Origin of the sequence: Bacillus sp. DX4.1 (genome assembly GCF_030348195.1) — a bacterium.
Classification (GTDB): domain Bacteria; phylum Bacillota; class Bacilli; order Bacillales; family Bacillaceae_G; genus Bacillus_A.
Window position 1 is genome coordinate 373,266 of the sequence record NZ_JAUCFT010000008.1, and the last position, 26,775, is coordinate 400,040.

Here is a 26,775-nt window from a genome sequence, read left to right on the forward strand (position 1 = left end):
TTAAAATGAATCACCATTGTTACTCATTTTCTTCCCCTACATCACCTCTTAATAAGTGAACTGATTTTTAAAGTATTATATAAGTGAGATAATCTACCCTACCTCTGTTTTTGCGTTAGATACATTGAGAAATATTATAGCGACCCTCTTCCAGCAGATATGGTTGGTAGATTTACAACTCCTAAAGGTGTGCCTAAGACATGGGGAGAAGCTTTAGATTTAAGAATACAAAAACAAAAAGAAAGTTTTAGAAATAATAATCCAATGGGATCGTATGACCTAGAAAAATGAAGTAGAAAGAAATGGTGGTAACTATGAAGAATTTTTATATAGATGAATCTATTTATAAATACCCTGAATCTTATGAAAGATTAGTTGAATTAGATTTAGTTAATTTTGATATATGGTTTTTAATGGAATCAGAGCAGGCTACTAACATATACTATGGTATGAAGAAAAGATATCCTAATCGTAAATTGATTCCTTTTGCTAAAAGAGTTGATAATGATGATACTGCATGTTTTGAAATTGGCAAAGGAAGTAAAGTTCAACTTATTCATGATTTTGCTTCTGAAGGTTTTGAACAAAGAAAAGAATTTGATGACTTTTGGGAGTGGGTTGGATGTGCTGTAAACGAGATGATTTCTTATAATCGGAGTGAAGAAATTGAGTGAAGAAAAATTCTATACAAATTTAAGCAAAGAAATTTCATATGCTTTGCGTCATGCGCCGTGGGAATATGAATTAGAGTTAGACGAGAATGGGTGGGTCTCTATAGACCAATTACTAAATGCTCTTCGTCAGTCAAATGTATGGAAAAATGTAAATTTAGATGACTTGAAAATGATGATAGAAAAGTCGAAAAAAAAGAGACATGAGATAAAAGGAAATAAAATTCGTGCGATGTATGGACACTCTATTCCCATGAAAATAGTAAAAGAAGAAGCTATACCACCCAGATACCTTTATCATGGAACTTCTTCTCGATTTATAAATTCTATTGAATCGAATGGCTTATCTCCTATGTCTCGACAGTATGTTCATCTTTCTGAAGATGTTGAAACTGCAACCTTAGTAGGAAAAAGGAAAGACAATCATCCCATTATTTTGATGGTAGATACTGGAAAAGCTCGAGAGAAAAATATTAAGTTCTATTTAGGAAATGAAAAAGTTTGGTTAGCAGATAAGATTTCTAGTGAATTTATCGCAATTTATAAGAATTGATTTAGTCTATTTTGCTAGATTCTGAGGGAAAAGAAAGAATCTTTTAGAAGAACGAGATTTAATATTAATGTAAACGATGGGCATATTATGCTAAAAATACTCGAGGAACTAACTAAGGTATTAGCTATTTTGTGAGTTCCTCGGGCACTAACAAAGCCACATACCCAATAAAAGCAGTCAATAGCGACGTTAGGAGAACGTAGTAGTCTATTGGCTGCTTTTATAGTGTTATTTGATTATATTGTATTTGCTGGAGAAAGATTAAATAAATATTTAAAACAATTAGATTAAGTGACTAGAAATCGTGAAAGAGGTTATGATTATGAGAAAATATGTTAAGTTAGATGTTCCTGAAGTAAATATTCATCCCTTGAGGATAACAGAAGGATGGAAAGTGAACTATAACAATTTTGTTGAAATAGATCCGCGAAATTTGGAACCCGATGACGATTGCTGGTTTATGTTTACTGACAGTTTGTTGCAGCTTTATCATGAGAAATCATCGATCACATTAGATCTCGGTTGGAACCCTGATATTTTCCCCGATGGTAATTACCTAGTTTTAATTATCAAAAACATGGATTGGGAAAACCCTATTCACGAATTTACATCTGATAATTATAAAGAAGTTATTGAATATATTGAATTTCATTTAAAACAAATTACCTCTACATTGTGGAAATAAAATTATTATTAGTTGAAACTAGATAAGAAAATAAATAATTCTTAAATAACCTTGATTGGCTAAATGCCTTTCAAGCTTTCTAGGTAAATAAACATAACTATCTTGATAAAATGATTAAACAAGCAGTAAAAAATATATTATACAAAAGAGCATCCTTTAAGTGGATGCTCTTTTGCAACTCTTACTTTGCAAAAAAGATGGTAATGGAAGTTTTATTTTAACCGGATATCCATTTTGATAATAGGAGGAATATTATGTTATTAAAAAACAATTTCGATAATCTCGAAGATGATGAGGTATTTCAATTTCTAGCAGGTACTTTTCATCAAGATACTTTCTATGAAGAAGCACTTCAAGAATTACTAGAAGAGGCACCCAAAGAGTATTTGCAAGATGCTATTATTTTTCTAACTGAATTTATTCAAAGCGATTATAGTAATAAAGAGAAAAATGATTACATACGACATTCTGCAGATGGGATATATTTTGAAGGGTTAGAAATAACGCCATTAGAATGGCTTGAACAAACAGTTAAAACGTTAAAACAAGCATTAAAAAATAATTAGTAAAAATTGACCGCCCGTAATAGGCGGTCTTTTATATTGTTCTATCATACGTGCACATACGCATTGTTAGCTGTAAGGAAATTTATATGATCAACTTAATGTTAGTATGAATACTAAAAGATATGCTAATGATTTTATTAAAGCAGGATATATCATTGATAGTTACTCATTAAAAATGAATGGACGAGTTACCGAAATTTACATTAAGGGTGAGAAAGACATAAGCATAAGCGCTCCTAGCTATAATGAATTAAAAATAGCAACTTATTTAGAGAGGGATAAAAGCATAGCTCTGTTCACACGTTATAATTCATCCATGAAAAAAATATCATCAGATATTATTCGGAGTCATGAGAAAGAAAATGTTGTTGTTTCAGACGAAGAAATAAAAACATATGAAAAAGATGGCCTTAAAAAGGCTAATAAATTAACTAAAGATTTATATCAAAAGTTGTATAACTAAATATCTTCTTATCTTTTTAAGAGTAATGCCAAATGACTAACTCAACTTTCGCAGAGTGAAATTGGCAAATAAGCCTTAATAGGGGTACAGACTCATCACCATCAAGTTAAGAAATCAAGTCACCCCCAAAACGACAAAGCTAGCTTCTTATTTGAAAAAAGATAAGAAGCTAGCTTTTTTGTCTACTACGTTAATGATTGGTTATGTCAACTTCACATGAATATGATATACGTCATTTAATTGTGGTAAAATTTAGTTAATTAATTATTTTAAAGGGGATTTGAACATGTCTGTATGGAAAGGGTCATCAGCTATTTGTATAAACTCAAGAGGTGAAATACTAATGGTAGCACAGGAGAAACCAAATGAGCCTGAACTTTGGTCTGTTCCTTCAGGTGGAGTAGAAGAAAATGAAACATTTGAAGAGTGTTGTATTCGTGAAGTTTGGGAAGAAACAGGTTATCAAGTGCAAATTGTTCAAAAAGTACATGAGCGAGATGGAATTACATATGGCGTAGATGTTCATGTTGAATATTTTGAAGTTGAACTAGTTGGTGGAGAAAAGAAAATTCAGGATCCAGATGAGTTAATTCAAGATATTTGCTGGAAGCCAATATCTGAAATTAGTAAACTTAAAATGCTATTTGAAAAAGAGCGAGATATATTACTGGATTACATACAAGAAAGAAAAGGTTAGAATCTTACTTGGCTACCGCTAACGGGCGTTATGTTAAGTAATAGCCCGATTAGCTGTTCTGTTAATACGTGCATTTCAAAATTTTTAATACGTAGAATAACGAAACAAGAGATATAGAATTAGTTTTAGGAGGAGAAATCGTGTTAAAAAAAACAGCTGTTTTACTATATCCGCAATTCAGTGAATATGAGTTAAGTGTGGCTTTGTCTATTTTAATGCAAGGGAAAAAACCTGTTATTACTGTGGGATTAGATCATTTTCCTATTAAAGGTGAGTCAGGATTATCTTGTGTAACTGACACTACTGTTGATGAACTTAACCTTGAAGAAGTAGATAGCCTATTATTAACTGGTTGTATGGATATTATGGGTTTAATTAACGAAGAAAAATTATTTAATTTTATTAAGCGAGTAGCTACTAAAGAACGTGTTGTTGCAAGCATATCAAGTTCCCCCCTCCTTTTAGCAAAAGCAGGGGTTTTAAAAGGTAAAAAATATACAGTTGGACTTACAGAAGAAAATATGAACAAGTTAGGTGTATTTGAAAAAGAGAATTTTTCGGAAGAATTAGTCGTGCAAGATGGTAACGTAATTACAGCACGAGGCAGAGGATTTATTAGATTTGGAAAATACTTAGGGAATGCATTAAAACTTGAATTTGATGAAGGATGGTATCAAGAATAAAGAAATATTCTTGTTCAACTAACGGTGCAAATGTTCAGTAAAGTACGGTTGTCTATTTACCTTCGATAATCTGGGTTATATAAATGAAAAGTCCCTTTCAGATCTTCTGAAGGGATTTTTATAGGTTTCTAGATAGATTGACTGTTGATAAGTGGTGTTATGTAAACTTTATATTTTTGTGTTATACATAAAGAAAAAATTGATTTGGAGAGATTTTATACATGAGAAAAAAGAAAATAAGAGGTTTAAAAAGAAGATGTCGTACTTTTTTGAAGTGTATTACTGAAGATACGAATTCTTTACCTAACTATCATGATCATTCTGACTTAGGGTGTTGGCATCTTTATCTGCCATTTAATAAGTTTTTTATTGATTATATGAATACACCAAACTCTGTTAAAAAGTTCTTTATTCAAACGGCAATTAACCGAGTTCAATATTTAATCGATATAAAAACAGAGACAGAAAAAGAGTATCGTATCTATTTTGTCATTTCTTTGCCGAATTTACGAGTTTCCAACATTTTAGTTTTATCTAGTAAAAGAGGTATAGAAAGATTTTGGGAAGGGTTTTTAGGTAGAGATATGCAAGAACAATCATTTTATTCTTTACCGCAAGACGATAATATAAGAGCAAAATTGGGATTATATATTCCTAAAGGATTAGACATTAGAGGATATAAAGAAGTTGTTGGTAGTTATAACTATCCTCCTGAAGAAGAGGTATGGTTTGTTGGGGAATTAAATTAAATAGATTTTACTAACGAGATTATGTATCTAACTCTTTCTTTTTGTTTATGGGCTCCTTACCGCCTTTATTTATAGTGTTTTGAATGTAAACTAATATACTAAAGTTTATATTCAAAACAGATAAAAAATAATTTGTTATTCATATTATTTGTAAACATAAATATCCAATAAAGATATTTAATTACAAATATAATTATTTGATTTATAATTATATTTAGAAAACATTACAGGAAGGTCTTGGTAATATGCTAGGTATTGATGTTATAAAAACAACAGAGGAACTAATTATTAAATGGCAATTAGCAAACGTTAGTATTCCATTAAATGAAATTATTGAAGTTACTGAAGATGATACTTATGCTGGTGTTGAAAAAGTTGATGCAATTCGAATAGGAACAGCATATGGCACAACTGATCGCATCTTAATTAAAACTAAAAAACAGAATTATATATTATTTACTACTAATAAGGTTTCAATTTTAAATAAAATAAATGCTTAATTATTTAATTGATTTCATATGAATTTTTTAGAACAAAAGGCGACTAATGTAAAGTCGTTTTTTGTTCTTTTTATAATAAATCTGAATGTAAACTTCTATATAAAAGTTCACATTCAAAAAAAAGGAAATAACCCCAAATTATCAGATCGCCTTTTGATAATCGTATAAGTGGAAAGTTTTTAGTTTTTTAGTCTGTTTCTCGTATCGTTGCTGTATCCGTTATAAAACCTGTATTTCATAATCGGTGTTATATGGATATCACAAAGTTTATTGGTGATTTCATTTTCAATAATTAGAAAAAGCAACTAAATTTAGTTGCTTTTTTGTGTAGAGAAGAGAGCCATTTAACATAAATTTAAGACTCTTTCTCTTTTTTTAGTTTTCCTTTTTGCTTTGCCATTTCTCGCAGTAAATATTCGATGTGTGCGTTGACGCTGCGAAATTCATCATTCGCCCATTTTTCGATGACTGCGTGCAATTCAGGATCAATACGTAATGGAAAGCTTTTCTTTTTGGCCATAATTACCTACAACCTTTAATAGAGACTTCCTGTATTAATAACCGGTTGTGCACCCTTATCTGAAACAATTGCAACCAATAAGTTGTTGACCATGTTTGCTTTACGCTCGTCATCTAACTCTAGCGTATCTTCTTCAGCTAGCTTTTGGATAGAGTCTTTCGCGATTTGGACAGCACCTGCAACAATTTCTTTTCGGGCAGCTAAGACTGCTTTTGCTTGTTGACGCTGTAACATCGCATGAGCAATTTCTGTTGCGTATGCTAAATGTGTTAAGCGTGTTTCTAAGACTTCTACACCAGCAATTTCTAAGCGTGCTTCTAATTCACGTTTTAATTCCTCTGATATTTCTTCAGAATTTCCACGTAATGTTATGCAATTTTCATCTTGGAAATTGTCATACGGATATTTTGTTGCCACGTGGCGAATTGCCGTTTCACTTTGAATTTCTACGAATTCATCATAATGTTCAACGCCAAAGATTGCTTTTGCTGAGTCGACAACTTTATAGACAACAACGGCAGCAATTTCAATGGGGTTTCCCTCGACATCGTTTACTTTTAATTTTTTACTATTAAAGTTCTCTACGCGAAGGGAAACAGTTTGACGAAGTGCAAAAGGAATAGTTAAAAATAAACCATTTTCACGGATTGTTCCTAAATAGTTACCGAAAAATGTAATCACTTTTGCTTGGTTTGGCTGAACAATTCCAATGCCAGTTCCAAGAATCACAGCTAACGTAAGACAGATTACAGCTACTACAAATATTTCTTGTACAAGGAAAAATACGCCAATACCTGCTAAAACTAAAAGACCGATAACACCTAGAAAGCCATTTACGTAAAACACTTGTTTTTCTTTCATATGATCGCCTCCTATTGATATATAAATGATATCACTTTTATATCATCAGGTGCAAGAGATAAATACCTATTTTTCTAAAAATTTCAAAATAAAGGATATTTCTTGATTGATGTTGTTTGGGGAATAACTGTAAGTGACGAAGAATCGATAAATAAAAAGAAGGTGCTCCGTAAAAGATTGGTAAAACCGTACTTTTAGAACAACCTTCATTTTATCCCGCTATTCGTGAGCAGTAGGACCCCCACCTCAAGATTCAGAGAAAAATAAAGAAGATAGATGGGGGGATAAACTGCCTGTAAAAGCCCACTTGGTGAGGGCTAATTCTCAGTGAGGGATGAAGAAAACCCCACTGAGAAAAGTTTCATTTTATCATCCTTATAATCTAAAAAAGATAAATAAAAAGGAACGTTTGTTCTATTTTGTGGTAAAATAAAGAAGACTTAGCCGCCCACTGCAGCAGCTAAGTCCCTTTGAGAGCATCTTGCAACGTGACAAATGATTCAAAGCGGTTTGGTCAGGATTGCTTTTTCAAGCGCTGACTCAATTTCTTTGTCAGAAGCGTCATAACTTCCTTTTGATTCTGTTTTGTCGTGGTTGGAAGTATGAGTTGCTTCCTCTGTATTAGCATGTCCCTTTTTATTAAAATTCATGTCAGGCATTTTAAAATTGCCCATGTTCATGTATTTTCCAAGCTTACATACTTCAGTAATAGGACAGAAACGGACAATTCCCTCCGCAATTTTCATTGCACCAAGCCAAAGTAATATTTTTGACCACGTACACCATGGTTTTCGGGCAAGCTTAGCAGTGCTACAGCTCAGCACGACAAACCCAAATGTAATGCGGATTAGGGCGTTGATTATACCGATATTTGGTTTCATCAAGAGAAAACACTCCTTCTTCATCAGCTTAGAAATAAAAAAAGCTATTTCAATTGTTAGTATTCCATGTAAGTTTTCTGATATGTAATCCAACATTTGACGGTGAAAAAGATGTTGGATTGAACGTGTGTGTACGAGGTTTTTTTTGTTATAATGTAAGAATGCATAAAGAGGATGTTCAAAAAGTCCGGTAAAGATAGCCTCTTTTTTGAACACGCACATAAAGGCGATTAGACAAAAGGAAGGGTGTTTTCATGTACGAGATTTCCGAATGGAAACATGTATTTAAGCTTGATCCGAATAAGGAGTTAAGCGATGAACAATTAGAAATGATTTGTGAATCTGGAACGGACGCCGTTATTGTAGGCGGTAGTGATGGAGTTACAATTGATAATGTATTACATCTGCTAGCAAGTATTCGTAGATATACAGTCCCTTGTGTACTGGAGGTTTCTGATCTTGAAGCCCTTACACCGGGATTTGATTTTTATTACATCCCAAGCGTGTTGAATAGCCAAAAAGTAGAATGGGTAACGGGACTTCATCATGAGGCATTAAAAGAATTTGGGGATGTTATGAACTGGGATGAAATTTTCATGGAAGGATATTGCGTATTAAATCCGGAAGCGAAAGTAGCAAAGCTGACCGAAGCGAAGTGTGATTTAACAGAAGATGATGTAATTGCCTATGCACGTATGGCGGACAAGCTCCTTCATTTACCTATTTTTTATTTAGAATATAGTGGTATTTACGGGGATGCCCAGCTTGTTAAAAACGTAAAAGCAGAATTACAACAAGCTAAGCTGTATTATGGTGGCGGAATTTCAAGTGCAAAAGAAGCAAAGGAAATGGCACAGTATGCCGATACAGTTGTGGTTGGAAATGTAATTTATGATGATATGAAAGCAGCTTTACAAACAGTAAAAGCTGTAAAAGGAGAGTAGGTGACGGGACAAATGAGTACGACAAATAAATTATTAAATGGTTTAAATCCGGAGCAACAAAAGGCAGTAAGAACAACAGATGGCCCGCTTTTATTAATGGCAGGTGCTGGGAGTGGTAAGACGCGTGTACTAACGCATCGCATCGCTTACTTACTTGGTGAAAAGGGTGTGGCACCTTGGAATGTTTTAGCAATCACCTTCACAAACAAAGCGGCTCGTGAAATGCGTGAGCGTATTGATACGCTCGTTGGACCAGAAGCAGAAGATATTTGGATTTCTACGTTTCACTCGATGTGTGTGCGTATTTTACGTCGTGATATTGACCGTATTGGTATTAATCGTAACTTTACGATTCTAGATGCAAGCGATCAACTTACTGTTGTAAAAAAAATTATGAAAGAACGTAATATCGATCCGAAGAAATTTGATCCACGTTCTGTTCTTTCAGGTATTAGCAATGCGAAAAATGAATTGTTATCCGCTGACAAATATGCAAAACAGATAACAAATGCCGATCCATTTGAAAAATTAATCAGTGATGTGTATACAGAATATCAAAAGCGTCTGTTAAAAAATAATTCATTAGATTTTGATGATTTGATTATGACGACGATTCATTTATTTGAGCGTATTCCAGAAGTGTTGGAGTTTTATCAACGTAAGTTCCAATATATTCACGTGGATGAGTACCAAGATACGAACAGAGCACAATATATTCTCGTAAATAAATTGGCGTCTCGCTTTAAAAATCTTTGCGTTGTTGGTGATTCCGATCAGTCAATTTATCGCTGGCGCGGAGCGGATATTGCTAACATCTTGTCATTTGAGAAGGATTATAACAATGCGCAGGTCATTTTATTAGAACAAAACTACCGCTCATCGCAAAATATTTTAAATGCAGCGAACGCTGTAATTGAAAATAATTCAAATCGTAAGCCGAAGAAATTATGGACGGATAATCAAGTTGGAAGTAAAATTTCGTATTATCGTGCTGCAACTGAAAAGGATGAAGCCTATTTTGTTGCGAAAAAAATTCGTGATGAAATTCAGATGGGAAATCGAAAGTATACAGATTTTGCGGTGCTTTACCGTACAAATGCCCAGTCTCGTATGGTTGAGGAAATTTTCTTAAAGTCCAACATTCCATATAAAATTATTGGCGGGATTAAGTTCTACGATCGTAAAGAGATTAAAGATATTTTGGCATACTTACGTTTAATTGCGAATCCGGATGATGAACTTAGTTTTGCACGTATTATTAACATGCCGAAGCGCGGAATCGGTGCCACGTCTATTGATAAAATTATTAACTACGGCGTACAAAATGGACTTTCATTAACAGCTGTAATGGATGAAATCGAACATGTCGGTGTAAGTGCAAAAATCACGAAAGCTGTAAAGGAATTTGCGAATCAATTATACAATTGGGTCAATATGCAAGAATATTTATCCGTTACCGAGCTTGTAAAAGAAGTAATTGAGAAAACCGGTTACCGTGAGATGCTACACAATGAGCGTTCTTTAGAAGCAGAAGGACGTCTTGAAAACTTAGAAGAGTTTTTATCTGTTACGCAAACGTTTGAATCACAGAGTGAAGATAAGAGTCTTGTTGCGTTCTTAACAGATTTAGCGCTTGTTGCGGATATCGATCGCGTGGATGAAGATCCAACTGCTGGAGAAGAAGTCATTTTAATGACAATGCACTCCGCAAAAGGGTTAGAATTCCCGGTTGTCTTTATTGTTGGGTTAGAAGAAGGCGTCTTCCCACATACTCGTTCTCTTATGGAAGAAGATGAGATGCAAGAGGAGCGTCGCCTTGCGTATGTTGGGATTACACGTGCGGAAGAAGAGTTGTACTTATCAAATGCCCAAATGCGTACTTTATTTGGTAGAACAAACATGAATGCAACGTCTCGTTTTATTTCAGAAATTCCTGCAGAATTAGTTGAAAATCTTAATGAGACAGCGCCGAAGCGTGAAACATTCGGTGCAAAAGCAAGAACGGCGGCAACGACAACTCGTTCTCGTTCGGCGATTGTGCATCCAACTGTTAAAACAACAGGAGGAGAGCAGATTGGCTGGGCTGTCGGTGATAAAGCGTCCCATCAAAAGTGGGGAGTTGGTACGGTTGTAAGTGTAAAAGGTGAAGGCGATGCAAAAGAGTTAGATATTGCATTTCCAAGTCCAATTGGAATAAAACGCTTATTAGCAAAATTTGCACCTGTGACGAAACAATAGGAAAGGAATGAGGATATGTCAAAAGAAGCAGTAAAGCAGCGCATAGAAGAACTTCATGATATTTTGAATGCATTCAATTACGAATATCACGTACTAGACAATCCTTCTGTTTCTGATGCGGAATATGATCGCCACATGCAGGAGCTCATTAAGCTAGAAGCAGAAAACCCAGAATTTTTAACAGAAGACTCTCCCTCCATTCGTGTTGGGGGAGAGGTGCTTGATATATTTGAAAAAGTAACGCACCAATCACCGATGTTAAGTTTAGGAAACGCCTTTAATGAAGGTGATTTACGCGACTTTGATCGCAGAGTACGTCAAGGAATTGATGGTTCAAATGTAAGATATATATGCGAACTAAAAATTGACGGTCTTGCTGTTTCCCTTCATTATGAAAAAGGACGCTTCGTGCAAGGGGCAACACGCGGTGATGGTGTAACCGGCGAAGATATTACACAAAACTTAAAAACGATTAAAGCAATTCCACTTCGTTTGAAAGAAGAAGTAACATTAGAAGCACGCGGTGAGGCGTATATGCCAAAACGTTCGTTTGTAAAGTTAAATGAAGAGAAAGAGCAAAACGGTGAAGCTGTATTTGCAAACCCGCGTAACGCAGCGGCCGGATCATTGCGTCAGCTTGATCCAAAAATTGCGGCAAAGCGTAATTTATCTATGTTTGTATACGGCCTTGCTGATGTGAAAGAAAAAACGATTGCAGCTCATAGTGAAGCATTGAATTTGTTAGGAGAACTTGGATTCAAAACAAATCCAAATCGTCGCACATGTGAAACGATTGAAGATGTGATTGCTTATGTAGAAGAGTGGCAAGAAAAACGTCCAAATCTTGATTATGAGATTGATGGTATTGTAATTAAAGCAGATGATGTAGCTCTTCAGGAAAGTTTAGGAACAACCGCAAAAAGTCCGCGCTGGGCAATTGCGTATAAGTTTCCAGCGGAAGAAGTTGTAACGCAGTTAACGGGCATTGAACTAAGCGTGGGACGTACAGGTGTTGTGACGCCAACTGCTGAATTAGAGCCAGTGCGAGTAGCGGGAACGATTGTCCGTCGTGCATCTCTACATAATGAAGATCTAATTCGTGAAAAAGACATTCGAATTGGTGACTACGTTGTTGTGAAAAAAGCTGGAGACATTATTCCAGAGGTGGTTAACGTAATTTTTGATAAGCGTACGGGTGAAGAAGAAGAATTTCATATGCCAACGCATTGTCCAACATGTGAGAGTGAGCTTGTTCGTTTAGAAGAAGAAGTAGCACTGCGCTGTATTAATCCAGCTTGTCCAGCACAAATTCGTGAAGGACTGATTCATTTCGTATCACGAAATGCAATGAATATTGATGGATTAGGTGAACGTGTTATTACACAGCTGTTTGATGCTGATTATATTCGTACATTTGCAGATCTTTATCCGTTAACCGAAGAACAGTTGTTACAATTAGAACGTTTTGGCGAGAGGTCAGCTTCGAAATTAGTGCAAGCGATTGAAGCTTCTAAGGAAAATTCATTAGAGCGACTATTGTTTGGGCTTGGCATTCGTCATGTTGGAGCAAAAGCTGCGCGCACATTAGCGGAGCATTTTGAAACGATGGATCATCTCGTAAAAGCAACAGAAGAAGAGTTAAAAGCGATTAATGAAATTGGTGAGAAGATGGCGCAATCGATTGTCACGTACTTTGATAATGAGGACGTACTAGGATTGTTACAACAATTTAAAGAGTACGGCGTTAACATGACTTATAAAGGTATGAAACGTGCTGATCTACAAAATATTGCATCGTACTTTGCTGGTAAAACGATTGTTTTGACAGGAAAACTTGAAGTAATGGGACGTAGTGAAGCAAAGAAAAAGATTGAAGAATTAGGTGGAAAAGTAACAGGAAGTGTAAGTAAGAGTACAGATTTAGTTGTTGCTGGTGAAGCAGCAGGATCAAAACTAGCGCAAGCAGAGAAGCATAACGTTGAGGTTTGGAATGAAGAGAGGTTCTTACAAGAGCTGAATAAGTAAGAGGTGCAAACTTACCATGAAAAAAATAGCATTAGCAGTATTGAGTCTGGGACTACTCGTAAGTGGATGTAGCACAGGCATAAAAAAAGAAGAAAAAGTTGTCGAGAAATCTGGTAACTCAAAAGAGCAAGCAATTGTTCCGAAGTACGCCATTTCTGATGAATATTACAAAACGACGGTACCATTCGAAAAAGGTTCTGCTCGTGGTTTAGTCGTACAACAATTAAATAGTCGCTTAGATATTGACGAGTTTGAAACAGGATTAATGCGTATTGCAAAAGAAACGTTTAGTACGAAAGATTATTTATTCCAAGGTGGTCAATTTTTAGATAAAGAAACGGTTCAAATGCTTGTGAAGAGAAAACGAACAGACCAAGAACAAGCAGAGTTAGACGAGTCGTTGAAAAAACAAACTGGCGCCCAAAAGGTTCCAAATATTGGACTGAATCCAATGTTAGAACCAGGACCTCCAGAAACATTAGAAGCGAGAAATAAAAAATCCCCAATTTATCTTTCTAATATTTTAGAGCACGATTATTATGCTCGAAAAGGCGATAAGGAAGTTGAATTAGGCGGGGTTGTTATTGGTCTTGCGATGAATTCGGTTCATTATTTTAATGAGGAGCATGGATACCCTCGTGAAGAAAAAATTGATCCAGCAAAGCTGTTGGAAGAAGGACAGCGTATGGCGAAAGAAATTTTACCTATCTTACAACAGAAAGATGCAAGGCTTAAAAATGTTCCAATTACATTTGCTATTTACAGTCAAGAAGGGAAATCATCGCTCGTGCCAGGATCGTTTGTATCATATGCCCAAGTAGATAAAGGCAGTGATAAAATAGGAAGTTGGAAAGCGATTGATGAAAAGTATTACTTATTCCCGTCTCAAGCAGGACTAGAAAATCAACGTGAAGATTATACGACTATTCAAAACTTCACGGCAAAGCTGAGTGAGTATTTTAAAGGTGATTACACAGCTGTTGTGGGTAGAGGATTCTATAAAGATGGTCAATTAAAAGAGATGAAGATTGAAATTCCTGTTCAATTTAATGGGAAAGCAGAAGTAATTGGGTTTACGCAGTATGTAGCTGGACTTGTTATGGAATATTTCCCGAACTATATTAAGGCGCAAGTAACGATTAAATCTGTCGATCGTCCAGAAGCGGTTATTATTCGTGATGTGAAGCAGGATGAACCGTTTGTGAAAATTTTAGATTAAGAATAAAAAAGCTGTTCCTTTAAGGAACGGCTTTTTTTATTTTGAAATTTTGTTATAATTTCTAATGTTGCGAACAAAAAAGGTGAGGGGAAAAGGTATGGATGAATTAAGTTTACAGGTTATTGTATTACTGGTTGCTTTTGGATTTTTAGCCGCATTTATCGATTCGGTTGTTGGAGGAGGAGGGTTAATTTCCCTTCCGGCACTTATGTTTGTAGGTTTGCCATCAGCTTCGGCAATTGCGACAAATAAGTTAGCGGCAACGATGGGCACATTTACAAGTACGATGTATTTTATTCGTTCGAAAAAGGTTGATTTCCGTATAGTAGGAAAGTTAATCCCGTTAACTATTATTGGAGCAATTGCTGGAGCATTAGTGGTGAAATTTATTCCGCCAGATATTTTACGTCCGCTTGTACTAGTCATGCTTGTTTTCATTGCTATTTATATTATTATAAAAAAAGATTGGGGTAGTGTTTCCAACTATAAAAAGATGACAAAAGGAAAAGCATTAATGTTTTACTTCGCTATTTTAATTGTCGGATTTTATGATGGGTTTTTCGGCCCAGGGACAGGGTCCTTTTTAATTTTTGCATTTCTATTAATTGGTTTGGATTTTATTCGAGCCGCTGCATCTGGAAAAGTTTTGAATTTTGTTAGTAATATTGTATCTTTAATTACATTTTTATTTTTAGACGTTATTCATTTTGAATACGGCATTATTATGGGGTTATCTATGATTGCAGGAGCTTATTTAGGTTCAAGATTTGCTGTGCAAAAAGGGGTAGGATATGTTCGTACTTTATTTTTATGGGTGACAATTTTACTAATTGGAAAAAATGTTTTGGAATATATTCATATTTTATAAGCTTCATACATATGTATGAAGCTCTTTTTTTATTATATTTCAAAAATTAATTAATTTTTAAAATATAAGTCTAGGAATATTTGAATTAATCTAAATTATCGTGTAGAATAATATTGTAAAATGTAAACGTTTTTTTAAGGGGAGGCTAAAAGTAATGGTAGTAGCATACAAACATGAGCCATTTACAGATTTCACAGTAGAGGCAAACAAAGTGGCATTTGAAGAAGGCTTAAAGACGGTAGAATCTTATCTTGGACAAGACTATCCATTAATTATTGGGGGAGAAAAAATCACTACAGACGATAAAATCGTTTCTGTGAACCCTGCAAATAAAGAAGAAGTCGTTGGCCGTGTTTCAAAAGCAAGCCGTGAATTAGCAGAAAAGGCGATGCAAGTGGCGGATGAAACATTCCAAACTTGGAGAAAGTCAAAACCAGAAATGCGTGCAGACATTTTATTCCGCGCTGCAGCAATCGTTCGTCGTAGAAAACATGAGTTTTCTGCTATTCTTGTAAAAGAAGCAGGTAAACCATGGAATGAAGCAGATGCTGATACAGCAGAAGCAATCGACTTTATGGAATATTATGGTCGTCAAATGTTAAAATTAAAAGACGGTATTCCAGTAGAAAGCCGTCCAATTGAATATAACCGTTTCTCTTACATTCCATTAGGAGTAGGTGTTATCATTTCTCCTTGGAATTTCCCATTTGCAATTATGGCAGGTATGACAACAGCTGCATTAGTTTCTGGTAATACAGTATTACTGAAGCCAGCTAGTACAACACCTGTAGTAGCTGCGAAATTTATGGAAGTATTAGAAGAAGCAGGATTACCTGCAGGCGTAGTAAACTTCATTCCTGGTAGCGGTTCTGAAGTTGGTGACTACTTAGTAGACCACCCACGTACACGCTTCGTGAGCTTCACTGGATCAAGAGAAGTAGGTATTCGTATTTACGAACGTGCAGCAAAAGTACAACCAGGTCAAATCTGGTTAAAACGTGTTATCGCTGAAATGGGCGGTAAAGATACAATCGTTGTTGATAAAGAAGCTGATCTTGAATTAGCAGCAAAATCTATCGTTGCATCTGCATTCGGATTCTCAGGACAAAAATGTTCTGCTTGCTCTCGTGCAGTAATCCACGAAGATGTATATGATCATGTATTAAATCGTGCTGTTGAATTAACAAAAGAATTAACAGTAGGAAACCCAGCTGAACTAGGCTTAAACATGGGACCAGTTAACGACCAAGCAGCATTTGATAAAGTAATGAGCTATGTTGCAATTGGTAAAGAAGAAGGTAAAATTGTAGCAGGTGGCGAAGGTGATGATTCTAAAGGTTGGTTCATTCAACCAACAATCGTTGCTGATGTTGCAGAAGATGCTCGCTTAATGAAAGAAGAAATCTTCGGACCAGTAGTAGCATTCTGCAAAGCAAAAGACTTTGATCATGCGCTTGCAATTGCAAACAATACAGAATACGGTTTAACAGGAGCTGTTGTTTCTAACAACCGTGAACATATCGAAAAAGCACGTGAAGACTTCCACGTTGGTAACTTATACTTCAACCGTGGATGCACAGGTGCAATCGTAGGTTACCAACCATTCGGTGGCTTTAATATGTCTGGTACAGACTCTAAAGCAGGTGGACCTGATTACCTAGCACTACACATGCAAGCAAAAACTACTTCTGAAACACTGTAAGGAGTATAAGAAAGACCTTCCCGGTAATGGAGAAGGTCTTTTCTTATACATAGAAACAAAAATCATTAGAAAATTCTATCCGTGCGTCATATTTTTTAGTATGAATTTTTTAAATTTCCTGTATAATACAATTTGAAAGAAAATCTATGGTTTGACAAAAGGACATCACCGTCAGTGTTGCTCACTGGCGGTGATGTTTCTTTTTTTTTTTAGAAATTTTTACCTTGAAAGTATCTTGTAACAAATTATGGTAAATGTTAGAATAAATGTATAAAATTCTGAAAAGACAATCAACTATTGGGCGGTACTGAATAATATATGGTATTAAATAATAAAAGCTATATAAATATGAATTTTTTAGAGGAGTCTTTTCAAGTACTTTTGTTGTACGGAGTAAGAATAATAAACGAAATGGAGGATTTTTTATTTATGAAAAAGGTCGTTTTGATTGCAATGTCTTTATTGGTTATAGGGATTATTGGTGTAGGAGCAATGACGGTTTTAGGAGTGTCGTTTAATGATGCTGAAATCCATAAAAAAGAAATGGTAGCTAGTGAGAAAATTGATGACATTCAAGTGGAGGCTCTTGCAGCTGATGTTGAAATCGTTCCAACTGATTTGAAAGAAATTGAGGTTTCATTAGATGGAAGTATTAAGGAAAATATGGAAGATAGGTATACATTTACGGTGAAGGAGATGAATAATAAGTTAAATGTTGATTTTGTAATAAATGATAATTTATTTGGGCTGCAATTTGGAAAAGTTGCAGATGTTAAACTGCAAATTAAAATTCCGAAGAAAATGTATGAAAATATACAAGCTACAACATCATCTGGAGATGCTGTAGCAAGAGGAGTAGAGGCAAGAGAGTTAACGATGAAAACTTCATCGGGGGACCTATCTCTATTAGATTCCAAAATAAATGACAAATTAACAGCTACAACATCATCTGGAGATGCTGTAGCAAGAGGGGTAGAGGCAAGAGCGTTAACAATAAAGACCTCATCGGGAGACTTATCTCTATTAGATTCCAAAATAGATGATAAATTAACAGCTAAAACGTCTAGTGGTGCTATTGAAAGTAAGAAAAATGACATTGAGATGGCCGATTTTAATACAAGTAGTGGGAAAATTCAAGTAGATGGTCTTCATTCTAAAAATGTAGTATTTAAAACTTCATCCGGTAATATTGAATATAATGATAGTAATTTAAAGGGTGATGTAGAATGCAGTACATCAAGCGGAGATATTAGTATGAGATTTGAGACGCTACCCGATTCTTTAAAAGTGGATTTTGATGGCAGTTCTGGAAAAGCAGATGTAAACGTAGATGGTCTATCGTATAAAGATAAATCGAAGAATACATTAATTGGAGTAAAGGGATTAGGGAAAAATACTATTAAAGTGAGAACAAGTTCAGGTGACTTTAAATTAAGATAGTTTGTGTGTGAAAGTTTCTGTATTCATAAAAAAACATGTCCCACTGCTCATAGGGGCATGTTTTTTTATGAATAGTGAATTCTTCAACTAAAGAGGTAAGAAAGACAGAAAATAGATCAGAGCATAACTGTTTGTCAAAAAGCGATTGATTAGATAGTTCTTTCACAATTCAAAAATTCTTCTATATTCATAACATCCGCATATACATCATTTAAACTTGCCAAAATCGTGTTATGAATATACACAGCAGGAATCATCGCATTTTTAAACATGAGGTCTTTTGTTGTACACGCATCATGTACAACTGTACAATGAAAACCAAAATCAAATGCAGCTCTTACTGTGGCATCAATACACATGTGGGTCATCATTCCACAAATAACGAGTTTCTCAATTCCTATTTCTTGTAAATTTTTTAGTAGTGTTGTTTCTCGAAAACTGTTTGGATAGTGTTTTAAAATGACAGTTTCATCTCGCAGTGGACGAACATTTTCATGAATGTGGACGCCTTCGGTATTAGGGAGAAAAAATGAAGCAGTTTCTTTTGTGGATACATGTTGGATATGAAAGATCGATTGGTTTGTTTCTCGAAAATGTTGAAGAAGTTGACTGGCATATTCGCTAGTTTCTACTGCATTACGCAGTTCCATCCTTCCGTTTGGAAAATAATCATTTTGAATATCGACAAGTAAAAGAGCTGTTTTCATATTATTTATCGTCCTCCGTTTTCATTTCGTATTCATGTAATGATATTCAATTAGAGGAAGATATTTTCCTTTTAGAAAGAGACGGATTTATATGAAATTATTGTTTTCTAATATCTTTGCAGCACTTACGAAAGATAGATACAATCCAACGCTCCAAAAAATCATTGAATTGTATCATTCCAAAGAAGTAATAGATGTAATCAATAAATCTTTCACTTAATAGGCTTAAAAAATTGTAAAATAATCGTGAAAAGATCAGGAGTATTCCTGTTTTTTTGATTAAGCAAATAAACTAGCTAAAAATAAGGTAATCCAAATAATAATCGGATAGGAGAATAAACTAGAAACTAGTGTAAGGGCCAGTTTCTTTTTTGGGATTATTAATTGTATTAAGGAAAATAAATAGAGGGAAAACAGGACAATTACAAATGCTGATATCGTACCGGGATTGTAAGAGCGATAAATTAAGAATAAAACAATATGTTGAACGGCGTTAAAGAAAATAGCTCCTTGTATGAAAATAATCCAGTAAACAGACGATATAATCTGAAGTTGATATAGGATAATGAAGAGTAGAACAATAGTTGTTAATATACAAATCGCTATTATAAATTGATGATTGCTTATGAAATTGATAGAGAATTGATTAGAAAGATACTGTGGCATTTTTGTAGCCTCTTCAAGATTGTGTATCAGAAATAATAAGGGAATGCACCAAATTATAATAGGGGTAGACACATTTTTATTTCCAAGAGTTTTAAGCAAATGAATCATCTCCAATAAAGTGAAACTTTAATCGGTGAGGTTTTTTTCATCCCCACTGATTATTAGCCCTCACCAATCCGGCCTTTACGGGCAGTTGATCTCCCACCTAACTTCTTTGCTTTCGCCAAGCTCTGAGGTGGGAGTGTTACTGCTCACGAATAGCAGGATAAAAGAATAGAAAGCCCATAAGAAGAGAGCTTCCTATGTGATTCTATATAAATCCATTTTGATTTTTCGGCATAAAAGGTGACCTGCACTCGTTTTCTCTCTTTGTTTTCACTTGGTATGGGGCAGGAAAAGGATCTGACCGCTTCTATGCATGGCTGGATGCTCTCTCCCACCTAAAAGGAAGGGTTTTATGCCGGTTTTTTAATTTGTATTTATATCGTTATTCAATCGTAATGCTTTTTAAGTTACTTTCTGTAGACTGTGTTTTTTCCTCTATACAAGAAGAAAGCTCTTCTTGTAAAATGTTGATCACCTTTTTAGCTTGCTGTCCAATAGGAGTAGGTAATTCATTCATGATATACATCCCAACCTCAATCTTCGTCCGAATGATTTTTCGTAGTAAATCTTCACGCATGAACAACACCTCCAAAGCGAATGTTTAGCACATCCCCTTCAAATTTTGCACCTTGAATGGATAAATGCGTTAATGTTTTCGGTAATGTAATGTTTCGTTTTACAGAGCCAGCGCGAATGATGAGTTCATCCCCTTTTTGGTTTAAAGCTAGTTCATTTTTATCAGAGAATGGGATGGAAAGTACAAAAATGTACTCGTCTCCGTCCTTTGTTACATATTGCGTCCGTCCGTTAAATTTTACAGCAGTTGGATCGGGGTCATCATTAAACAAGGCATCTCCAACACGCTCTAACATGGATAAGCCAACTACTTCCTGCTCAAACATTGGAGCTTCATAAATCGGAAGTGGTTGAAAACTATCTTGAATTAATGCTTTATATTTCTTTTGTGCATCTTTCCAAGCTTGAAAGTAGGAATCTGTGACAGTATCAGGAATGACGCGGTTAATCATAATGGCATCTACGTTGTAATCATATAAGTTTAAATAGGTAAAACTACGCTGTGCTTCTTTAATGACCATTTTTTCTGGATTTACAACAACGCGAATACTTGTTACTTCCCGGTTTGATAAAATATCTCTCATTTCACCGAGTTGTTCAAGTGTATTTGTTAGTTCACCCATTACATCATCGGTAGGAAGAGGGATTCCAAGAAGTGGTTGTGCAACAGGCCGTGCAATTTTTAATATTTTTCGTTTAATTGGGAATAGTTTTTCCATCCACCAGCCGAGCATATCGGGAAAACTTAACATGGCAAGTGTTTCTCCAGTTGGTGCACAGTCAATAATGATAACATCGTATGTTTTTTGTTTATAGTAATCTAGCACACGAAGCAAACTAATTAAGTCTTCCATGCCAGGAAACATCGTTAATTCTTCTGTGGTAATATCATCGGCCGCTTTCGATGTGAATAATAGGGTAATATATTTTTGAAGTTTTCCCCAGCCTTTTTCCATTTCATAAATCGTATTAATTTCTTGTGCCCATAAGTTTTCGCGAATTTCTTGCGGCTCCGATGAAAGTTTAATTCCGAATGAATCTCCTAAACTATGTGCAGGATCTGTACTCATTACTAATGTTTTTAAACCTTGTTTTGCACTTTGGATTGCTGTTGCTGCTGAAATACTTGTTTTTCCTACGCCGCCTTTACCTGTGTATAAAATAATTCTCATATCCATATCCCCTTTGTTTCGGTAGTCGAATATTACGAGTGTCGAAATATTATTTTGAATAAAAACCCATAAAGGGCCTATTCAATCGGAATGTTTTTTATTTTAGATGTAGGAAGCTTTTCTTCTGGTTTCTGTTGTGACGTAGCCATATGGTTCATAATCTTTTGGAAGATTTGCAGTAAAAATGCTTTTTCTTCTTCTGATAATGCTTCTGTCACAAGATTAAAGTAATGAGCAGCATTTTGTTTCACTTCTTTAACAAGTTGTATTCCAGCTTCTGTTAATCGAATTAATACAATGCGTCGATCACTTTCATTACGATAACGCTCAATATATCCTTTTTTCACGAGGCGATTGACGACGCCTGTCGTTGTACTCATTGGAATATCAAGAAGTTCGGTAATTTTAGTCATCGTAATATCTGTATTTCGCTCCATCCACAGTAGGCAGAACACTTCTGTTTTAGAAAGTGATAAATCGAGGCTTACCCATTCTTCGGGATAGAAAAGCTTCTTGGCGTTATCTAGAAGTAATTCTAAAAAATGTTCGTATTGCAACAATTATTTCCACTCCCGTATATTTCGAGGTTCGTAATATTTATTTTATGTTTCATTGTAATAAATGTCAAATGTTTATTTCGATTCTTCTGTCTGTTTATATTTCGTTCTTTATGAAGAATTGTATATGCTAAAGCAATACAAACGAAAAGGATATTTTGCATGGCATTTCATAGTAAGTGGATTAACTTCAATGGGAAGTTCTTAATTATGTTCGATTAGGTTTTTAAGGGGGATGATATACCGAAAAAAATATATTTTGTTAAAACGCTAATAAAATAATTGACAACATGTGTGACATTGATAAAATGGTACAATGTTATATAGGTAACAAGATGGTGATTTTGAACAAAAAGGATGGGGAATTATGAAACAACATAACGATCAAACTAGTGGAAAAGATCAAAAAATTAAAGTTGAACGTGTGCAAACTGGTATTAGGATGGAAAAAAGAATGGTAAAAGTTTTGAAAGCGATGGCAGAGTATCACGATATTTCACTAGGCGTTCTTCTTGAAAGAATTGTTCTTCATGCTTTTGAAAATAAATCTGTGTTTAGCCAAGAGAGTCTTGAAAAGGTTAAAGCTATAAAAGAAGTTTACGACATGGATTATGGATTAGAAATGAGTCGCCGCTGGAATGATTCGGAAAACTAGAACGATTATTTTTAAATACAGTATCATTTTGATTTTTTGTAATCTATCAGTGAAGTAAAGAAGTTATATAAATCCAAATTTAAAACCGACATAAAGCCTTCTTTTTAGGCGGGAGAGAGCATCCGGCCATGCATAGAAACGGTCAGATCCTTTTCCTGCCCAGACATAGTGAAAACAAAGAAAGAAAACGAGTACAGGTCATCTGTTGTTATCCATAGCCGCGGCTTATATGTCGAAAAATCAAAATGGATTTATATAAATAAAATTCCCAGGAGCGATATTACATGAAATTTAGTACATTAACGATATTTGACCATTATCCCAATCAATTATCCCGCACACCTAGACAATTCTACAACGAGGTATTGGAGCAAGCCGTTCGGGCTGAAGAAATGAATTTTGATGGGGTATGGTTTACAGAGCATCATTTCTCGGATTTTGGTATTAGCCCCTCTCCAGCAGTTCTGCTCGCTGCGGTATCTCAAAGGACGAATAGAATTCGTCTTGGTGTGGGTGTTTCAGTACTTCCATTACATAATCCTTTACGAATTGCTGAGGATTATGCGGTGGTTGACCTTTTATCAAACGGAAGATTAGATTTGGGGTTAGGTAGTGGATATGAACAGAAGGAATTTGATGGTTATAATATTTCATTGGAGGATAAAGCTCAACGTTTTAACGAGTCTCTAGAAGTGTTACGTAAGGCATGGTCAGGCAAGCCTTTTTCTCATCAAGGGAACTTTTTTCAATACAAAGATCTTAGGCTTAGTGTTCAGCCAATACAAGCTCCGTTTCCGCCTCACTGGATTGCAACCTCTAGTGAAAAAGGTGCTACTCATGTTGCTAGTATGGGAAGCAATTTCATGGGGCTTGGATTTAGCAAATCACGAGATGAATTAGCAAAGCTGATTGATACATACAAAAATGTGTATCTGAGATCAGGACACGGTAATCCAGATGAATTAGAAATCCCTGTTGCATTTCATGTTCATGTTGGTGAAACAATTACAGATGCTGAATCAAATGCAAAAGGTCCTTATCAATTATTTATGAATACTCCCCATGGGACAAATATCCCGTATGAAGTGCTTAAACAGAAGTTTAATCCAGTAATCGGAAGTCCTGATGAAGTTATCAAACAAATTCAGTCCTACCGTGAAATAGGTGTTACGAACTTTATGGCAGTAATGAATTTTGGTGGATTAGAAAATCATAAAGTGCTTTCATCCTTGGACTTATTTGGTAAGTATGTAATACCTGCTTGTAAGTGAAAAATGTATAGGGCAAATTGCACTTCAAAATAGATCGTTTTATTTACTCCCGCTGGGAATCAATAGTTCAATAAATGAAAAATCGCTTAGCGTACAAAATTCGCGTTTTGTTGGTGAGAACCCATAAAAAAATGATGAACCATTTATAGAAAGCGGAATCCTTTTCCTCATAAATCAAGGATTCCCTATTCTTCTGGATAAAAAAGCTTTTGGGCGTTATCTAGTAGAAAATCTAAAGATGTTCATAATGTAACAATTATTTCCGGCCCCTATGTATATTTCGAGATTTGTAATATTTATTTTTATCCTATGCTCAGTTGAAATAAATGTAAAATTATTTCTGTTTTTTTAGATTATATAAAAAATACGCTTTATAATAGAAAATGTGTGTGATAGAGTAATAAATGGAGAGGGTTATTTTACATAAAAATCCATAATAGAAATAGTAATATATGTGTCTATAATGGATGGAGATCTGATAAGGGGGAGAACAATGAGAAGGAGAAATACCCAAGCGTTCACATTTTTAGCATGGACTTCTTTTGTTTGTGCACTTTCCGGTATGTTAATTGGTATTTATACATTAGATGAAACACTTAGTGTAAAAGGATATTATTTAATCGGAACATTATTTTTAACTATGTCTTGTTTTGTATTACAAAAAACAATTCGTGATAATGAGGAAGATAATGAACATCTTCCTAAAAAAGAACCAGTAGATAAATCATAAAGTGAAACTTTGATCAGTGGGGGTTTTTCTTCATCCCCACTGATCATTAGCCCTCACGAATCGGGCGTTTCCGGGCAGTTTACCCACCACCTAACTTCTTTGCTTTTTGCTGAACTTTGAGGTGGGGGAGTCTTACTTCCCAAGAATAGCGGGATAAAATGATAGGAAAGGCACAAGCCTTTCTTTTTTTTGTGTAAAAATGCTGTAAGTGCCGTGTGTTGACTTGCTTGAAGTACTGAAAATTTGGTATCATCAATAGTATTGTAGATTGAACGAAATATTATGGAGGTGGCCTAGCCGTGTCAAGAATTTCCGTTGAAAATGTAAAGCATGTTGCGCATTTAGCACGTCTTGCAATTACAGATCAAGAAGCAGAAAAATTCCAAAAACAACTCGATGCAATTGTTACATTTGCTGAGCAGTTAAATGAATTAGATACAACAGGTGTTAAACCAACAACTCATGTGTTAGATATGAAAAATATTATGCGTGAAGATGTACCAGAAAAAGGTTTACCAGTTGAAGAAGTATTAAAAAATGCACCGGATCACAAAGATAATCAAATCCGTGTTCCAGCAGTATTAGAATAGAGGAGGGAATTTCGATGTCATTATTTGATCATTCTATATCACAGTTACATAAGAAATTAAACAGCAAAGAAATTTCCGTTACGGATTTAGTAGAAGAATCATACAAACGTATTGCGGATGTTGAAGACAACGTAAAAGCTTTTCTTACATTAGATGAAGAAAATGCACGTGCAAAAGCGAAAGAGTTAGATGCGAAGATTGGTGCTGAAGACAATGGTCTACTATTCGGTATGCCAATCGGTGTAAAAGATAACATCGTAACAAACGGCTTACGTACAACTTGTGCGAGCAAAATGTTAGCAAATTTTGATCCGATTTATGATGCAACAGTTGTGCAAAAGCTAAAAGCTGCTGACACAATTACAATCGGTAAATTAAACATGGACGAGTTTGCGATGGGGTCTTCTAATGAAAACTCTGGATTCTATGCAACGAAAAACCCTTGGAACTTAGACTACGTACCAGGTGGATCTAGTGGTGGTTCTGCAGCAGCAGTAGCAGCAGGAGAAGTATTATTCTCATTAGGCTCTGATACTGGTGGTTCTATCCGCCAACCAGCTGCATATTGCGGCGTTGTTGGTTTAAAACCAACATACGGTCGTGTATCTCGCTTTGGTTTAGTTGCGTTCGCATCTTCTCTTGACCAAATCGGACCGATTACACGTACAGTAGAAGACAATGCATACTTATTACAAGCCATTTCAGGTGTTGACCGTATGGATACAACTTCTGCAAACATTGAAGTAGGCAACTATTTAGCTGGTTTAACAGGCGACGTAAAAGGCTTACGCATTGCTGTGCCAAAAGAATACTTAGGCGAAGGTGTTGGCGAAGAAGCTCGTGAATCCGTACTAGCGGCTTTAAAAGTGTTAGAAGGTATGGGAGCAACTTGGGAAGAAGTATCTCTTCCGCACTCTAAATATGCACTAGCAACTTACTACCTATTATCTTCTTCTGAAGCATCTGCTAACCTTTCACGCTTTGATGGCGTTCGTTACGGCGTTCGTTCTGATAATGTGAATAACTTGCTAGACCTTTACAAGAATACGCGTAGCGAAGGCTTCGGTGACGAAGTAAAACGCCGCATTATGCTTGGTACATTTGCACTTAGCTCTGGTTACTATGATGCATATTACAAAAAGGCACAACAAGTACGTACATTAATCAAAAACGACTTTGAAAATGTATTTGCAAACTATGACGTTATTATTGGACCAACAACGCCAACTCCAGCATTTAAAGTGGGCGAAAAAATGGACGATCCAATGACGATGTATGCAAATGACATTTTAACAATTCCAGTAAACTTAGCGGGTGTTCCAGCGATTTCTGTTCCATGTGGATTCGGTGCAAACAACATGCCACTTGGTTTACAAATTATCGGTAAGCATTTCGATGAATCAACAATTTATCGCGTTGCACATGCGTTCGAGCAAGCAACAGATTATCATACAAAAAAAGCAAGTTTGTAAGGAGGCGAG

29 protein-coding genes and 1 pseudogene are annotated in these 26,775 nt (G+C 35.3%); 22 read left to right on the top strand and 8 right to left on the bottom strand.

Features of this window, described 5'->3' with window-relative positions:
- The first annotated feature begins 314 nt into the window (after positions 1–314).
- From QUF99_RS05310 to QUF99_RS05350, 9 genes are all read left to right on the top strand, one after another.
- The gene (locus tag QUF99_RS05310; RefSeq protein WP_289368915.1) at positions 315–674 is read left to right on the top strand and encodes a hypothetical protein; all 360 of its coding nucleotides are present in this window, start codon (positions 315–317) and stop codon (positions 672–674) included.
- Positions 667–1,224 carry an RNA 2'-phosphotransferase gene (locus tag QUF99_RS05315; protein ID WP_289368916.1) on the top strand — a complete coding sequence of 186 codons (558 nt, stop codon included), beginning with the start codon at positions 667–669 and terminating at the stop codon, positions 1,222–1,224. The genes QUF99_RS05310 and QUF99_RS05315 overlap by 8 nt, the downstream gene beginning before the upstream one ends.
- Before the next feature lie 322 nt (positions 1,225–1,546).
- Positions 1,547–1,909 carry a hypothetical protein gene (locus QUF99_RS05320; RefSeq protein ID WP_289368917.1) on the top strand — a complete coding sequence of 121 codons (363 nt, stop codon included), beginning with the start codon at positions 1,547–1,549 and terminating at the stop codon, positions 1,907–1,909.
- A 254-nt stretch (positions 1,910–2,163) separates the two neighbouring features.
- The gene (locus tag QUF99_RS05325; protein ID WP_289368918.1) at positions 2,164–2,475 is read left to right on the top strand and encodes a contact-dependent growth inhibition system immunity protein; all 312 of its coding nucleotides are present in this window, start codon (positions 2,164–2,166) and stop codon (positions 2,473–2,475) included.
- 106 nt (positions 2,476–2,581) lie between these two features.
- Positions 2,582–2,938, top strand: coding sequence for a hypothetical protein (locus QUF99_RS05330; RefSeq protein WP_289368919.1), 357 nt, complete (start codon positions 2,582–2,584; stop codon positions 2,936–2,938).
- Between the two features lie 286 nt (positions 2,939–3,224).
- The gene (locus QUF99_RS05335) at positions 3,225–3,635 is read left to right on the top strand and encodes an NUDIX hydrolase (RefSeq protein WP_289368920.1); all 411 of its coding nucleotides are present in this window, start codon (positions 3,225–3,227) and stop codon (positions 3,633–3,635) included.
- A 140-nt stretch (positions 3,636–3,775) separates the two neighbouring features.
- On the top strand, positions 3,776–4,318 hold the full coding sequence (locus QUF99_RS05340; RefSeq protein WP_289368921.1) for a DJ-1/PfpI family protein: 543 nt from the start codon (positions 3,776–3,778) through the stop codon (positions 4,316–4,318).
- A gap of 221 nt (positions 4,319–4,539) precedes the next feature.
- The gene (locus QUF99_RS05345; protein WP_289368922.1) at positions 4,540–5,067 is read left to right on the top strand and encodes a DUF3916 domain-containing protein; all 528 of its coding nucleotides are present in this window, start codon (positions 4,540–4,542) and stop codon (positions 5,065–5,067) included.
- Positions 5,068–5,312: 245 nt separating this feature from the next.
- Entirely contained in the window at positions 5,313–5,567 is a 255-nt protein-coding gene (locus QUF99_RS05350) for a SunI/YnzG family protein (RefSeq protein ID WP_289368923.1), read from the top strand.
- Positions 5,568–5,922: 355 nt separating this feature from the next.
- Here QUF99_RS05350 and QUF99_RS05355 read toward each other — a convergent pair whose 3' ends face one another.
- From QUF99_RS05355 to QUF99_RS05365, 3 genes are all read right to left on the bottom strand, one after another.
- The gene (locus tag QUF99_RS05355) at positions 5,923–6,087 is read right to left on the bottom strand and encodes a type II toxin-antitoxin system antitoxin (RefSeq protein WP_003194620.1); all 165 of its coding nucleotides are present in this window, start codon (positions 6,085–6,087) and stop codon (positions 5,923–5,925) included.
- A 15-nt stretch (positions 6,088–6,102) separates the two neighbouring features.
- A complete protein-coding gene (locus QUF99_RS05360) occupies positions 6,103–6,948 on the bottom strand; it encodes an SPFH domain-containing protein (protein ID WP_289368924.1) in 846 nt (281 codons plus the stop codon).
- A gap of 500 nt (positions 6,949–7,448) precedes the next feature.
- The gene (locus tag QUF99_RS05365) at positions 7,449–7,829 is read right to left on the bottom strand and encodes a YgaP family membrane protein (protein ID WP_289368925.1); all 381 of its coding nucleotides are present in this window, start codon (positions 7,827–7,829) and stop codon (positions 7,449–7,451) included.
- A gap of 254 nt (positions 7,830–8,083) precedes the next feature.
- Between QUF99_RS05365 and pcrB the strand changes: the two genes are divergently transcribed.
- The 7 genes from pcrB (at position 8,084) to QUF99_RS05400 (ending at position 18,265) form a co-directional block, all read left to right on the top strand.
- Entirely contained in the window at positions 8,084–8,773 is a 690-nt protein-coding gene (gene pcrB, locus QUF99_RS05370) for a heptaprenylglyceryl phosphate synthase (RefSeq protein ID WP_289368926.1), read from the top strand.
- Positions 8,774–8,785: 12 nt separating this feature from the next.
- Positions 8,786–11,011: a DNA helicase PcrA gene (gene pcrA, locus QUF99_RS05375; RefSeq protein ID WP_289368927.1), complete on the top strand. Its 2,226-nt coding sequence runs from the start codon at positions 8,786–8,788 to the stop codon at positions 11,009–11,011.
- Between the two features lie 15 nt (positions 11,012–11,026).
- Positions 11,027–13,036 (top strand): NAD-dependent DNA ligase LigA, encoded by a 2,010-nt coding sequence (gene ligA / locus QUF99_RS05380; protein WP_289368928.1) that lies wholly within the window; start codon positions 11,027–11,029, stop codon positions 13,034–13,036.
- A gap of 16 nt (positions 13,037–13,052) precedes the next feature.
- On the top strand, positions 13,053–14,255 hold the full coding sequence (locus tag QUF99_RS05385) for a CamS family sex pheromone protein (RefSeq protein ID WP_289368929.1): 1,203 nt from the start codon (positions 13,053–13,055) through the stop codon (positions 14,253–14,255).
- 97 nt (positions 14,256–14,352) lie between these two features.
- On the top strand, positions 14,353–15,123 hold the full coding sequence (locus QUF99_RS05390) for a TSUP family transporter (RefSeq protein WP_289368930.1): 771 nt from the start codon (positions 14,353–14,355) through the stop codon (positions 15,121–15,123).
- Between the two features lie 154 nt (positions 15,124–15,277).
- The gene (gene pruA, locus QUF99_RS05395) at positions 15,278–16,825 is read left to right on the top strand and encodes an L-glutamate gamma-semialdehyde dehydrogenase (RefSeq protein WP_289368931.1); all 1,548 of its coding nucleotides are present in this window, start codon (positions 15,278–15,280) and stop codon (positions 16,823–16,825) included.
- 429 nt (positions 16,826–17,254) lie between these two features.
- Positions 17,255–18,265, top strand: coding sequence for a DUF4097 family beta strand repeat-containing protein (locus QUF99_RS05400; protein ID WP_289368932.1), 1,011 nt, complete (start codon positions 17,255–17,257; stop codon positions 18,263–18,265).
- 149 nt (positions 18,266–18,414) lie between these two features.
- Here QUF99_RS05400 and QUF99_RS05405 read toward each other — a convergent pair whose 3' ends face one another.
- The gene (locus tag QUF99_RS05405; RefSeq protein WP_289368933.1) at positions 18,415–18,972 is read right to left on the bottom strand and encodes a cysteine hydrolase family protein; all 558 of its coding nucleotides are present in this window, start codon (positions 18,970–18,972) and stop codon (positions 18,415–18,417) included.
- 103 nt (positions 18,973–19,075) lie between these two features.
- On the opposite strand from QUF99_RS05405, the pseudogene QUF99_RS05410 reads away from it, so the two are divergent.
- Positions 19,076–19,180, top strand: a pseudogene (locus QUF99_RS05410) (MetQ/NlpA family ABC transporter substrate-binding protein); the annotation flags it as partial.
- 71 nt (positions 19,181–19,251) lie between these two features.
- On the opposite strand, the gene QUF99_RS05415 reads toward QUF99_RS05410, so the two are convergent.
- From QUF99_RS05415 to QUF99_RS05430, 4 genes are all read right to left on the bottom strand, one after another.
- Positions 19,252–19,746 (bottom strand): HXXEE domain-containing protein, encoded by a 495-nt coding sequence (locus QUF99_RS05415; RefSeq protein ID WP_483298621.1) that lies wholly within the window; start codon positions 19,744–19,746, stop codon positions 19,252–19,254.
- Between the two features lie 379 nt (positions 19,747–20,125).
- Positions 20,126–20,320: a DUF3926 domain-containing protein gene (locus tag QUF99_RS05420; RefSeq protein ID WP_289368935.1), complete on the bottom strand. Its 195-nt coding sequence runs from the start codon at positions 20,318–20,320 to the stop codon at positions 20,126–20,128.
- Positions 20,313–21,491: an ArsA family ATPase gene (locus tag QUF99_RS05425; protein WP_289368936.1), complete on the bottom strand. Its 1,179-nt coding sequence runs from the start codon at positions 21,489–21,491 to the stop codon at positions 20,313–20,315. Before QUF99_RS05425 ends, QUF99_RS05420 begins: the two co-directional genes overlap by 8 nt.
- A 77-nt stretch (positions 21,492–21,568) precedes the next feature.
- Entirely contained in the window at positions 21,569–22,051 is a 483-nt protein-coding gene (locus tag QUF99_RS05430; RefSeq protein ID WP_289368937.1) for a MarR family winged helix-turn-helix transcriptional regulator, read from the bottom strand.
- A 364-nt stretch (positions 22,052–22,415) separates the two neighbouring features.
- On the opposite strand from QUF99_RS05430, the gene QUF99_RS05435 reads away from it, so the two are divergent.
- From QUF99_RS05435 to gatA, 5 genes are all read left to right on the top strand, one after another.
- Positions 22,416–22,703 (top strand): hypothetical protein, encoded by a 288-nt coding sequence (locus QUF99_RS05435; RefSeq protein ID WP_289368938.1) that lies wholly within the window; start codon positions 22,416–22,418, stop codon positions 22,701–22,703.
- Positions 22,704–22,987: 284 nt separating this feature from the next.
- Entirely contained in the window at positions 22,988–23,974 is a 987-nt protein-coding gene (locus QUF99_RS05440) for an LLM class flavin-dependent oxidoreductase (protein WP_289368939.1), read from the top strand.
- A gap of 493 nt (positions 23,975–24,467) precedes the next feature.
- Positions 24,468–24,704 carry a YiaA/YiaB family inner membrane protein gene (locus QUF99_RS05445; RefSeq protein ID WP_286123307.1) on the top strand — a complete coding sequence of 79 codons (237 nt, stop codon included), beginning with the start codon at positions 24,468–24,470 and terminating at the stop codon, positions 24,702–24,704.
- Between the two features lie 299 nt (positions 24,705–25,003).
- Positions 25,004–25,294, top strand: a complete 291-nt coding sequence (gene gatC, locus QUF99_RS05450; RefSeq protein ID WP_003194647.1) for an Asp-tRNA(Asn)/Glu-tRNA(Gln) amidotransferase subunit GatC — start codon at positions 25,004–25,006, stop codon at positions 25,292–25,294.
- Positions 25,295–25,308: 14 nt separating this feature from the next.
- Positions 25,309–26,766, top strand: coding sequence for an Asp-tRNA(Asn)/Glu-tRNA(Gln) amidotransferase subunit GatA (gatA, locus tag QUF99_RS05455; RefSeq protein WP_289368940.1), 1,458 nt, complete (start codon positions 25,309–25,311; stop codon positions 26,764–26,766).
- The last annotated feature ends 9 nt before the right edge of the window (positions 26,767–26,775 follow it).